General features: G+C 41.0%; 9 protein-coding genes. 7 read left to right on the top strand and 2 right to left on the bottom strand.

Annotated elements, in window-relative coordinates:
* Nucleotides 1-49: 49 nt before the first annotated feature.
* Together VK664_RS25935 and VK664_RS25940 are read left to right on the top strand one after the other, a co-directional pair.
* Nucleotides 50-949, top strand: a complete 900-nt coding sequence (locus tag VK664_RS25935; protein WP_461401630.1) for an oxidoreductase — start codon at nt 50-52, stop codon at nt 947-949.
* 416 nt (nt 950-1,365) lie between these two features.
* Complete coding sequence (locus VK664_RS25940) at nt 1,366-5,865, top strand: AAA domain-containing protein (protein ID WP_461401631.1); 4,500 nt, start codon at nt 1,366-1,368, stop codon at nt 5,863-5,865.
* Between the two features lie 17 nt (nt 5,866-5,882).
* Here VK664_RS25940 and VK664_RS25945 read toward each other — a convergent pair whose 3' ends face one another.
* Nucleotides 5,883-7,178, bottom strand: a complete 1,296-nt coding sequence (locus VK664_RS25945; RefSeq protein WP_461401632.1) for a serine hydrolase domain-containing protein — start codon at nt 7,176-7,178, stop codon at nt 5,883-5,885.
* Nucleotides 7,179-7,237: 59 nt separating this feature from the next.
* On the bottom strand, nt 7,238-7,612 hold the full coding sequence (locus tag VK664_RS25950; protein WP_461401633.1) for a VOC family protein: 375 nt from the start codon (nt 7,610-7,612) through the stop codon (nt 7,238-7,240).
* A gap of 327 nt (nt 7,613-7,939) precedes the next feature.
* Here VK664_RS25950 and VK664_RS25955 point away from each other — a divergent pair, with 327 nt between their 5' ends.
* From VK664_RS25955 to VK664_RS25975, 5 genes are all read left to right on the top strand, one after another.
* Nucleotides 7,940-8,839 carry a sugar phosphate isomerase/epimerase family protein gene (locus VK664_RS25955; RefSeq protein ID WP_461401634.1) on the top strand — a complete coding sequence of 300 codons (900 nt, stop codon included), beginning with the start codon at nt 7,940-7,942 and terminating at the stop codon, nt 8,837-8,839.
* Nucleotides 8,840-8,902: 63 nt separating this feature from the next.
* The gene (locus VK664_RS25960) at nt 8,903-10,204 is read left to right on the top strand and encodes an SWIM zinc finger family protein (RefSeq protein ID WP_461401635.1); all 1,302 of its coding nucleotides are present in this window, start codon (nt 8,903-8,905) and stop codon (nt 10,202-10,204) included.
* Nucleotides 10,205-10,231: 27 nt separating this feature from the next.
* Nucleotides 10,232-10,468 carry a hypothetical protein gene (locus VK664_RS25965; protein ID WP_461401636.1) on the top strand — a complete coding sequence of 79 codons (237 nt, stop codon included), beginning with the start codon at nt 10,232-10,234 and terminating at the stop codon, nt 10,466-10,468.
* Nucleotides 10,414-11,721 carry a DUF5691 domain-containing protein gene (locus VK664_RS25970; protein WP_461401637.1) on the top strand — a complete coding sequence of 436 codons (1,308 nt, stop codon included), beginning with the start codon at nt 10,414-10,416 and terminating at the stop codon, nt 11,719-11,721. The genes VK664_RS25965 and VK664_RS25970 overlap by 55 nt, the downstream gene beginning before the upstream one ends.
* A gap of 10 nt (nt 11,722-11,731) precedes the next feature.
* Nucleotides 11,732-12,814: an ATP-binding protein gene (locus VK664_RS25975; protein WP_461401638.1), complete on the top strand. Its 1,083-nt coding sequence runs from the start codon at nt 11,732-11,734 to the stop codon at nt 12,812-12,814.
* The last annotated feature ends 34 nt before the right edge of the window (nt 12,815-12,848 follow it).

Raw genomic sequence — 12,848 nt, forward strand, 5'->3', positions numbered from 1 at the left:
TGTCCGCATGTTTGTTATTAATGAACTTTGCATCATAAATAACTCAATTATGTGGACAAAACAGAATATTTCCGATCAATCCGGCAAATGGGTGATCGTAACCGGCGCAAATACGGGCATCGGCTTTGAAACCGCACTTGCTTTATATGAGGCGGGCGCAAATGTAGTACTGGCTTGCAGAAACCTGGAGAAAGCCAACCAAGCTCTTTCTGAAATGAAACAAGAAAGCAGCACAGGTACGCTTGAAGCAGCTTTGATTGACCTCGGCAACCTTGCTTCAGTGAAACAATTTGCCGAAACCTATATAAAGCAACATCATAAGCTGGACCTGCTCATCAACAATGCCGGTGTAATGATTCCTCCGGCATCCAGGACTGCCCAAGGTTATGAATTGCAATTTGGGGTAAACTTTATCGGTCATTTTGCATTGACCGGTTACCTGTACCCGTTGCTTAATGCTACTCCGGAGTCGCGGATAATCACCCTAACCAGTTTAGCCTACAAGAATGGTAAAATTGACTTTGACAATTTAAAATCGGAAAAAGACTACGAACCAATGCGGGAGTACCAGCAAAGCAAACTGGCGGACCTTATATTTTCAACTGAACTGCAGCGGAGGATAACAGCCAGAGGAGACCAGGTGCTATCTATCGCGGCGCAACCTGGAGCTAATAAAACAGAGTTATCGAGGCATATGAGTGACAAAGCCTTCAACGAGGCTGTAGAGCGCTTCGGTGAACTCATGGAACCGTGGCAGGGCGCTTTACCTTCCTTGTATGCTGCCGCATCTAAAGAAGTTACCGGTGGGGCACTATATGGACCCGACAAAGATGGCGGTGTTCGTGGCTACCCGGCGGAGGCTGTCATTGACGAAAATGCATTGAATATAAGTGATGCTAAAAGACTTTGGACTTTAGCTGAGCAAGCGACAGGCATTAGTTATCCATAAGTCGCTTAACCACTTTAAATCTTCAAACCAATGGTTCAGGTTTAGTATCATAAGGGTAACAAATACAGTTTAGCTATACCACACTACATCTCCCCTCGAAAGAGCATTCTTCGGGGGGATTTATGTTCTCCAGAATTGCCGATCATAAATTGTCACCGCTTACAAAATCGATAATGTGTGAGTTAATAGTGGGCAAAGTCTAAAAAACACTAAAAATCCGCAATCAGACTAATATTATACCTGATTTTCATTGGAAGAACTTCTGTGAGTTATTTTACATTCCATTTCACCCTTCAATTTGTCTGTTTATCTTTATATTGGCCCATTGAAATTGCCTTGGCATAGTTAACTGTAAAGCTGTACCGCCATTGTAGTACTATTAACTAAATACCAATCCAAACAATTCTGCCGATTCTATGAAAGATATTGTTTTCTTAAAGGCCCTGCGCGATAAACTGAAAGGTGGTAACATACGTTCTATCCATCTGAATGCAATCCCCGGTCGTTTTGCTACCAGGCTTGATCTTGCTCATCTGAATACAGTACATTCAAATGCCGCGAACTCTTTTCTCAATTCGTTACTCACTAAATCGTCTTTTGAGTTTTCAATAAATTTTGATGGTATAGATTTGAATAAGGCTTCACAGGATGAACAAAAGAAACTTGGTCTTTTGGCCAAAAGGCTCAATTCGCTACACTTCGAAAACGAAGATTATTTTAAGGAACATGGAAGCAAAACATTTGGATTTGGATACCCACTTCTGATCAAACGTTCCAGGAAAGATATTAATAAAGTAATAAAAGCACCGCTGTTTATCTGGCCATTGGAGATCATAAAATCAGTGAACAAGGTGGATACCTGGTCCATTCTCCGAAATAAGGTTCGTAATGAATCCGGTAAGGTTGTCGATGAAGAAATTCATTCGGTAGGAGTAAACGAAGTACTTTCTTCGTTTTTCCAAACGGACGAAGGAATCACCATTCCACAAATCAATGAAGAGTTGCTCGAGGATGCTGTGATCACAAGAGAAGAACTGTTAAATGCCTGTTATACAGTTTTGGCATCATTAAATTCCGTGTCAGAAAATACCAGGCAACATTTAGATGAGCATTTTGATACGATCCTTCAACAGATACCAGACCCCGGCCATTTCGAAAACATTACGTCCGGTAATAATCCCTGGATTCATTTCGGTGGAGTCTTTGGTCTCTTCAGGGCACAAAAAGAAAGTATCATATCTGATATCGACCGGTTAATAGAAAGGTTTGATGAGTTCCGGTTTGAAGAATTAGAAGTTGAAGGCTTCACGGGCACAGCATTAAGTTCCGTAGAAACGGATCCCAGCCAACAACAAATACTGAATACCCTGGGTTCAGATCCTAAAAAAATAATACAGGGACCTCCAGGCACAGGGAAAAGCCAATCTTTAACGGCGTTGATCACGAATGCGCTCTCCAATGGTTTAAAATGTCTGGTTGTTTGCGAGAAAAAGACTGCACTGGATGTGATAAAAAATAACCTCCATAAGGAAAACGAAAAGTTGGGTGACCTGGCTGCTATTATTGAAGACATCAGTTCGGACAGGGATGTTATTGTAAATTCAGTCAGGGATCGAATCGGCTCTCTGAATACAAATGTTCCACCAACTGATATCAGGTATGAGTCAATCAGGAAGGAAATTGAAAAGTCGATAACTGAATTGAATCAACAGCATAAAAAGCTGGACAGGAAAATATTTGCCGGAAAAACATGGCCAGAAATAACAGGGGAATACCTGGGCAAAAGCGCGAAATCAAATCCGGATTTATTAAGAGGTAAACTTAATCAGAAGGACTTCAGTTTCGACGAAGAGGGCAAAGAACTAAATAATTATCTCAACAAACTGACCACTGCCGCGAGGCTATTCCGACCAGTAAAAACGCTGAATCATCCATTGAATTTCTTTTCGGTTCCAGTGTTTAAAGGCGACAATATCAGGGCTGCTCAAATGGAGGCGGAAGATAACAGCGAGACATTAAAAACATCTCTTGAAGCAACGCTGGTCGCAGCCCAAAATTATTACAAGCAGTTTGAGCATTGGAAACTTGAAGTCGCATCTCAATATCATCCGGTTGTTCATGAACTTTCCGGGAGCTATATTAATACGATAAACGAATCGAGCCTGTTTGATGCAGCGCAACTTCCTGAAAAGTTCCCTTTGGAAATTGAGATTCTCAAGGCCATTGATTACCTGGATGGGTTGAAAACATTAGCAGCAAACAAAAAGAACGCATACAGTCAATGGTTAATTTCTCATTATGAAACGTATTATTCACGTCTGAAGACCACATCTTCAGCTTACCTGCAATATGCTGGGGATAATCGCAAAAAATATGGCGAACTGTTTTTTAAGAACACGGCTGCGACACGTTTTCAGATCAGTGCTTTTGGGATATTCCTGGGCAGGTACAAAACTTTAAAGATAAATCGCCAGCGACTACTTACTGATTTCGAAGAAGTGAAAGAAGTGCATGCTGACTTTCCATATTTCATTCACGAATATGTTTCGTTTGAAAAAGACATGTACCTGGGGAAATTTGTCGAAAACGTGGAGGAATTGCAGGCAGTAATGGAAAGCTGGTACAAACAAAATAACGGGACCGTTGATTTATTCCTCAAAAGTTTTTCTTCATCAACCCTGCATCCTGAATACGAACATGAAGCAATTCACCTTCGCGGATTAGAAGAGGAAGTAATTAATTTCATTAAAAAGCTTAATCTTCAAAAGCTCACTGAAATTTCCATTACCCAATCATTAACCATTAACGATCTTGTAGGCTCATTAGATAAAGTAATCGATGACCTGCATGCTATTCTTGAAAATATGCGGCAGTTCCGGCTTGATCACCGGGCAATTGTTAACCTGAAGTCAGATGTTGAAAACAAACATGAACAAACATTAAAATTTCTCGAAAAAACTGATTTGCTTGCCCAGGTTGTAATAAAACCCCTTTCAGTTTCCAGCCTGGAAGATTATAGTCAACAGCTTCTCAAAGAACTTCGTATATGTTTAACTCATATCGACGAATTCAGGCTGTTTTTTGAATGGAAACAGTTTTATCATGGACTGTCGCCACATGAAGAAAAGGTGGTGAGGGCGATGATAGAAACTGCAACTGACAACTGGCAGGCAATTTTTGAATCCTGGTATTACTATTGGGTGCTGGCTAAGCATGAAATTTATTTTAAAGATGTTCCACAGAACAACACACTGATTGCTGACCTGTTTAGATTGAAGTTTGAGTTAAAAGACAACCAGGTTAAAAGTATCATTCGGGCCTGGTCATCCAGGCAAACTGATGCGGTACGTGAATGGCAAATGAATAATCTCAATCCGGTAAGCCTTTATAATAAAAGAGGAGCGAGGGGAGTAAGAAGAAATTCTTTACGGAAAATTATCAGGACCGATTTTTCTTTCTTCACATCTTTCTTTCCCGTTGTTATGGTCAGTCCTTCAGTTTGTAGTTCAATAGTTCCGCTGGAAGAAGGATTGTTTGACCTTGTCATATTCGACGAGGCAAGCCAGCTTCGCCTGGAAGATACTTTTCCGTCACTGATCAGGGGAAAATATAAGATCATATCGGGTGACAGTCAACAGATGCCGCCATCATCCTATTTCCAGGGAGGTGGGGCGCTGATTAGCCCGGATGAAGAGCCGGAAGAATTCATAGAACCGGTATTTACAGGGACACCGGGCAAGGTTAGCAATTCCTCACTTGATCTTGCAGACAGTGAGTCATTATTGGTGTATGCAGAGAACAGCAATTACCGGCAATCTTTTTTGAAAGTTCATTACCGCTCTCAGCATCCCGATCTGATCGAGTTTTCAAACCATGCTTTTTATGGAAAACGATTAATTCCAATGCCACCTAAATCTGCGTATACTCCCATTGAATTTATAGATGTGAAAGGGGTTTATGAAGAACAGGTAAATAAAGAAGAAGCGCGCCGGGTTGTTGATATTTTACTTCATCATATCAAACCACTGCCAAATGAAAGAATGCCATCTGTCGGAGTAGCAACCTTTAATCTTTATCAAAGAAACCTGATCCTGGAAGAGATCATCAAAGCAAGGCAGTCGAATCCTGAATACGATAAGAAAATAATTGAACTTGGCCCAGGTCTATTCGTAAAAAATCTCGAAAACATACAGGGTGATGAAAGAGATATAATGATCATCTCCACCACTTTCGGAAGAAGGCCTGATGGATCATTCCGTCAGCAATTTGGGCCTATCGTTCAAGGGAATGGTTATAAACTGCTAAACGTAATCATCACCAGGGCTAAGTATAAAATCTTTGTAGTTAGTTCTATTCCTGCAGAAAACATCAATCAGTGGAGCACATTGCTTAGCGAGCAGCGAAACAATGGCCGCGCAGTATTTTATGCCTACCTGGCTTATGCCAGGGCCGTCAATGATTCCAATCATGAAATTAAAAAGACTATTCTTGATTTATTATATGCAAACTGCGATTCAAAGGTGCCTGACACCACACAACAAAACCCTGGTTCCTTGTCTCCTTTTGAAGAAGAAGTTTATCACAGACTTGCAGGAAGAATTGGCGAAAACAGGATCGAACAACAATATAGAATTGGTGGTTTCCATATCGATATGATAATCAGATCAAAAATGTCGGGCGAACCCATGATTGCTATCGAATGCGATGGTGCGAAATACCATAGTAGCAATGAGGCATATGCCTGGGATATGTTCAGACAAAAACAAATAGAAGATTATGGTATAAAGTTTTACCGGATCTGGTCGACAGATTGGTGGCTCTCATCAGAAAAAGAATTGGATAAACTTGCAGAGTTTATTCATCAACACGATAATCCGGTCAGAACTGTGAATGGCAAAGATGATCCCTCTTTATGATATCCTTAGGTGATCCTTCACTCCAGCGCCTGGTACACCAGCACTTTAAACTTGTTACCAAGGTCACCATGACTATTGGGAACCTGCTGGGTCATAAAAAGTGCTACAATATTTTCTTTGGGATCAGCCCAATAGGAAGTTCCAAAATAGCCGCCCCAGTCAAAAGTACCCTGGTTTACCGGAAATCTTGAGCTGCCTCTTTCAGTCGTTATTCCAAAACCTAAACCAAATTTACCATCTCCCATGTTGAGGTCGCCTATCTGGTTCATTGTCATCATACGCACCGTATTTCTCGAAAGGATTCGTTTGCCATTATACTCGCCACCATTCAAAAACATTTGCATGAAAATCGCATAGTCGTACATGGTAGATGATAATCCACCGCCCCCTGAATAGTATGTGCCTTTTGTATTGGGATAGTTTATTCTTATACCATTGCCAGGTTCAGGAGCTTTGGTAAGATGCTTTAAAGAGTCCTCCGTATACAATGTTGCCAGGCGGTTATATTTAACCTGTGGTAGATAGAAATAGGTGTCTTTCATACCAAGTGGTTCGAATATTCTTTTGGCAAAGAATTCATTCAATGTCATGCCCGAAATAACTTCAACCAGGTAACCCAGTACATCGGTATTTAAACCATAGGTCCATTTTTCCCCCGGTTGATGTACTAATGGCAACGAACCCAGCTTTTTTATTTCCGGCCCGAGTGTTTTGTCTTTTGCATCCAGGCCGCTTGGAATTCCGGATTTGGCATAGATTGCTCTCATGGTTTTACTGCCAATTCCCGCATAGTCTATACCGGAAGTATGTGTAAGTAAGTCCCGGATGGTTATTTCTCTTTTCGCCGGTATTGTTGTGTATGAAGAATCGGCTTCGTTAAACTTATCCACGACTTTTGGTTTTGCAAACTCGGGGATATATTTTGAAATAGGATCATCCAGCAAAAACTTCCCCTCTTCGTATAATATCATCACGGCTGTACTGGTGATAGCTTTTGTCTGGGATGCAATCCGAAAGATAGCGTCTCTTTTCAATGGCGTTTTCTTTTCAATATCATCATACCCAATTCCTTTATAGTAAACAATTTTTCCATCGTGTACAATGATAGCCGTGGCGCCCGCGATCCATTTTTTATCTACATATTCCTGGATGGTTTGATCAATGCGTTTCAGCCTTTCTAGTGAATAACCGGCCGAAGAAGGGGTTGCTTCAACAAGTGTAGGTTTAGTTTTGTTTGAGACCGCAAGGCTTTGTGTAAATCCTGAAGTATACACGATGTCGAAAACAACAAGTAATAAAATTAATTTTCTCATAAGTAAAATCGATTTTTGAATTTGATTTATGTCTTCAATAAATGTAATCTTCTTAATAATTAACTCTCACTTTGCAAAGCCAGCATATTTCCTTCGCTATCTTCAAACAGCGCAAAAAATCCAAAACCTGGTGCAATTTCTTTTTTAGGTTCTATGACTTTGCCTCCGGCAGATTCTATCCTTTCCAACATCGAATCTATATTATTATACGCGTTCAGGTACACTAAGGGACCTTGCCTTCCTGGTATGGTAAATTCATATTGAACAAGGGCACCACTGAAACCATCCCCGTTTTTGTTTGGAAAGCAGGCATAGGATTCGGTTCCGACTTCCATGTCAACTATTTTGAACTCAAAAACCGCTTCGTAAAATTTACGTGCCCGCTCAGGTTCTGTTACCGGGATTTCAATCCAATTAACGATTTCAACTGGCATAGCGATAATTTTGATAAAATGATGAACCAGTTCGAGGTTGGCTGACCGTAATCTAAATATATGATGATAATATTTTTTTGCATTTGTTAATTTTTTAAGGTGGATAGGCAAAGTCTTTTGATTGGCGTTTCATATTTTTTCAATAAAACAACGCTGAGTTACTGCTCAATTTTTTTCTATCTTCAATGCTTTCAAACTTTATGCGATAATGGTTATCAGTAAAACCTGAAGTGTAGCCCTTATATTTGGACTTAGAAATTATTGAATCTATCAGAATATGATCGAATATAAATATCAAAAGATTTTCAGTCAACAAATAATTGTCATATGAAAAATGATCTTTCGCGTCGCGGGTTTATTCAGAATAGTTTTGGTGCAGGTATGGCCCTGGCCTTCACCGACCGCCTGCACTTATTAAACATGCAGCAGCAGGGTATGAGAATGGGACTGGTAACATATCAATGGGGAAAGGACTGGGATCTACCCACATTGATTGCTAATTGTGAAAAGACGGGCTTCCTGGGGGTTGAGTTAAGAACACAGCATGCTCACAAAGTAGAATCAGACCTTAGCACCGCACAGCGGGCTGAGGTTAAAAAAAGGTTTGCCGATAGCAAGGTTACCTGCATTGGATATGGATCTAATTTTGAATATCATAGCCCCGATCCGCAGGTATTGCGAAAAAACATTGACCAAACCAAAGAATACATAAAGCTTTGTAAAGATATCGGTGCTACTGGTATTAAGGTTAAACCGAACCATCTGCCACCGCAGGTTTCAAAGGAAAAAACAATTGCCCAGATAGCAGCTTCTTTTAACGAGGTTGGAAAGTTTGCCAAAGACTATGGCCAGCTTGTCAGGGTGGAAGTACATGGTCAATACACCCAGGAGATTCCCAATATAAAAGCAATCTTCGACCAGGTTACAGAGCCGAATGTAAAAATGTGCTGGAATAGTAATGAAACAGATCTGTTACCTCCTGGATTGGAAAGCAATTTTAATAGTGTGAAAAAGTGGTTTGGAGATACTGTTCATGTTCGAAACCTCAATGATAAAATCTACTCCTTCCAAACGTTGATCAGTCTGTTTAAATCCATTGAGTATAATGGATGGATTCTCCTGGAAGCACACGATAGCCCTGCTGACAAGATAACAGCTATGAAAGAGCAGCTTGCCATATTTAATAGTATGGTGAACAATGCTAAGGTGGGTGGTGCGAAAAATTGAAAAGCATTTCCTGGCATTTGTTTATTTTAATTTTCCAATTATCTTCATTGCCAAACACCGTCATTGAACCTTACTGAAGAACAGATACTCACGTTGGCCCCCGATGAATCCTCCAAAAAATCAGGAAAGGATCTCGCAAACATAAGTAAATGGATTACCAGGGGTGCCAGTGACCAGGCTTTATGGGGCGAATGCCAGGGTAGTGGCAGTAAGCCTTACCAGACGCAGGTTGATACAGGCAATATCGCATTCAAATGTTCCTGCCCCAGCCGCAAATTCCCCTGTAAACATGGACTCGGCTTATTACTTTTATATTCGAGGAACAAAAATGATTTTCCTATCGTGGATGCACCTGCCTGGGTTGCAGACTGGTTGAGTAAAAGAACCGAAAAGCAAGCAGTGCAGGCTGAAAAAAAAGAGAAGCCTGTCGATGAAGCCGCCCAATCCAGGAGGCAGGAGGCAAGATTATCAAAAGTAAGTGCAGGCGTTGAAGAACTCACTGCATGGTTAAAAGATATCATCCGCAATGGATTCTTATCCATTCCTGAAAAGGGACCGGCTTTTTTTGAAAACATGTCCAGGAGATTAATAGATGCGCAGGCTCCTGGCCTGGCAGCCCTCGTACGAACTCTCAGTGAAACCAATTTTTATGCGGAAAGCTGGCATTCCGGTTTCCTGGATCAGCTACTTCGCATATACATGATTGTTGAAGGATTCAGGAATAGTTCATCAATAGATGAGAGCTTGCAGGATGATCTGAGGACCTGGATCGGTTTTACTCAAAACCAGGACGAATTAAAGGAGAAGACCGGTGTAATGGATACCTGGCTGGTACTTGGTAAAAAGGTATCAGAAACAGATACCGTAACTACTGAAAAATTCTGGCTTTACGGAACGCAGACAAACAATTATGCGTTATTGATGCAATTTATTGTCCGTGGCCAGGGAGCTCAGTTCAATCTTACACCTGGTATGTTTGTGCAGGCTGAATTAATTTTCTTTCCTTCAACAATACCGCAGCGGGCTTTGATCAAACGACAGGTTGCTACAACAGCTGTAACTAAATTCAAAACATTGGAGAATTGGCAACAGGTTGCCGAATCGGAATCCCGGTTGAACAGTATATTGCCATTCAGGAGCGAAAGTGCATTTGTAGTCAGCAAACTGAAACTGGTAAAATACAATCAGCAATGGTGGCTGCAGGATGCTGAAAACGCCTTGATGCCCTTGAAAAATGAAGACAGGTATATCTGGAAGCTTTTATCACTTAGTGGTGGTCAATCGGTGGATATGGCAGTGATAGGCAAAGAAGATCAATTCGAGCCTTTGGGTGTATGGCAGGATGATGGTTACAAAATAATATAATCTATTACCAGGTTTATAAACGATCGCATGCAATTCTGGGATACCGTAATTAATACCGCTATGAGGGGTACTGACAAGAAACAGGTTAGTGCCGATGAAGTCCCGGCAGGGCCACTTGCGACGGCGGCTGCAATTATTTATGCAAACGCTGCAAAAGATAAAGAAGAAAAATTTCTCCAGCTGGCTGCAGTTATCTTCAATTACCGCCAGTGCGGTGGGCTGCCACTACAGAAGGAAATACCCATGAATGTGCTGCTCCTGTAGAAGAAAACCCATACTGCAGTGCTTTAGCTTCCCTGGTACTGAAAGATATCATCGAAGAAGAAAGCATCCCTTTGATAAAATTCTGGTTGCATCATTGTTATGAAAGACAGCTGATCGTAAAGCCAGACTATGTCCCTGTGTTATTACAAACTGGTGCCCAGCAAAAAAAGCTTCAACTGATAATCGCGGCCTGTTGCGGTAAAAGAGGAGAATGGCTCGGGAGTTTCAATACAGCCTGGAATTTCTCTTCAACCCAAACAGGTGAAGAGCTTTGGCAAACAGGCACATTTGAACAAAGAAAAGAGATATTAAAACAGGTTCGGGATACGGATCCCGCGAAAGCAATGGACTGGGTCCAACAAACCTGGGCGCAGGAAGATGCAAATACCAAAACAGCTTTACTTGAAATACTTTCAGAGAATACAAGCGGTGTTGATATAGCTTTTTTGGAAGGCCTGGCTTCTGAAAAAGGTAAAAAGGTGAAAGAAGCCGCTATAAAATTATTGAAAAAAATTCCTGGTTCAGCCATCGTACTCATGTATGAAAAGTTGTTAAAGGAATCCGTAACAATCAAAAAAGAAAAGTCTTTGTTGGGCATGATGAAAAAGACAGCCCTTCAATGCAGATTGCCGGAATCAACCGATGAGGCAATTTATAAAAGCGGAATCGATAAGCTTAGCAATAGGAAGGAGCTCACCGACGATGAATTTATCATATTACAGTTGGTGCAGTCTGTGCCGCCTTCATTCTGGGAAAAACACCTGGAAATGGACCCGGAACAAATCATAGGTCTGTTTCAAAAAGATACTACCGGAAATAAACTGATCCCTGAATTGGTAAATTCGATTGTTGGCTTTAAGGATAAGAGATGGGCGCTTAATTTCATGCAGTATAGTGACCTTTTTTATATAGACATTATACCGCTCCTGCCAGCCAGGCAACAGGAATTTTATAGCAATAAATTTTTCGATAAGTACCCGGATCAAATTATTGGACATGCTACAGAAATGGAAACTGAATGGAGTTTAGAACTTACGATAAACATTTTGAAGCATGCTGCAAAAAACCATTATCAGTATAACCGGTCATTTTACAATCTGCATATTCATCTGATCCCGGTTGATGTGAAATCAGCATTAGATAAATGTCTTCCCGAAGAGGAATACCTCCGTAACATGTGGTATAACACAAGTGAGTACATCATCAAACTACTTACACTTAAAATCAGAACAACCAAAGCATTCAACACATAAATCATAATTAATGTCAGGTATCTTACGTCAACATGCAGAACAAATATTTGCACAGGAATTAGAAGAGCTGCAAAAGCAGGATGATAATAAACGCCCGGTAAACTGGAAACTGTCTCCGCAATCAGTCGTTCTTTATCTCCTTGGAGGTAAATTGAAAAATGGGTTTGAAGTATCACCGAAATATATAGGCAACAGGCGTTTGATAGAAATTTCAGTAGCTACAATCGCTACAGACAGGGCCTTGTTGCTTTATGGTTTGCCTGGTACTGCTAAAAGCTGGGTCAGTGAACATTTGTCTGCTGCAATCAGTGGAGATTCCACTTTGGTTATTCAGGGTACAGCCGGAACCGGCGAAGAAACCATAAGATATGGATGGAACTATGCAAGGTTGCTGGCTGAAGGACCTTCTGAAAAAGCATTGGTGGAAACTCCAGTTATGCGTGGAATGAAGGAAGGGAAAATCGTAAGGATTGAAGAGTTGACACGTATTGGAGCTGATGTACAGGATACACTGATATCAATTCTTTCAGAAAAATCCTTGCCTGTACCAGAATTGAACACCGAAGTGCAGGCGATCAAAGGATTCAACATAATTGCTACAGCGAATAATCGCGACAAAGGTGTGAACGAACTCTCAAGTGCTTTGAAACGTCGCTTCAATATGGTGATTCTGCCAGTTCCGGATTCAATGGATGAAGAAATTGATATTGTAAGAAGAAGGGTAGAAAGTTTTGAAAAAATTATGGAACTGCCAGCCGAGAAACCTGCTCTGCAAGAGATCAGGCGGATTGTTACCATATTTCGTGAATTGCGGAGCGGAGTAACCATTGATGGAAAAACAAAGCTCAAAATTCCATCGGGATCATTGAGCACTGCTGAAGCAATCTCTGTTGTCAACAGCGGGCTCGCAATGGCAGCTTATTTTGGAGATGGACAACTAAAAGCGAATGACCTGGCTGCGGGTATTATTGGAGCAGTTATAAAAGATCCGGTACAGGATAGAATTGCGTGGCTGGAATACCTGGAAGCAGTTGTAAAACCTCGCGATGAGTGGAAGGATGTTTACAGGGCATGCCGCGACCAGGGAATTTAATTTATGGTAAAACAATAAAGGATAACGTTTAATA

This window comes from Flavitalea sp., assembly GCF_035489435.1.
Lineage (GTDB): Bacteria > Bacteroidota > Bacteroidia > Chitinophagales > Chitinophagaceae > DATHKG01.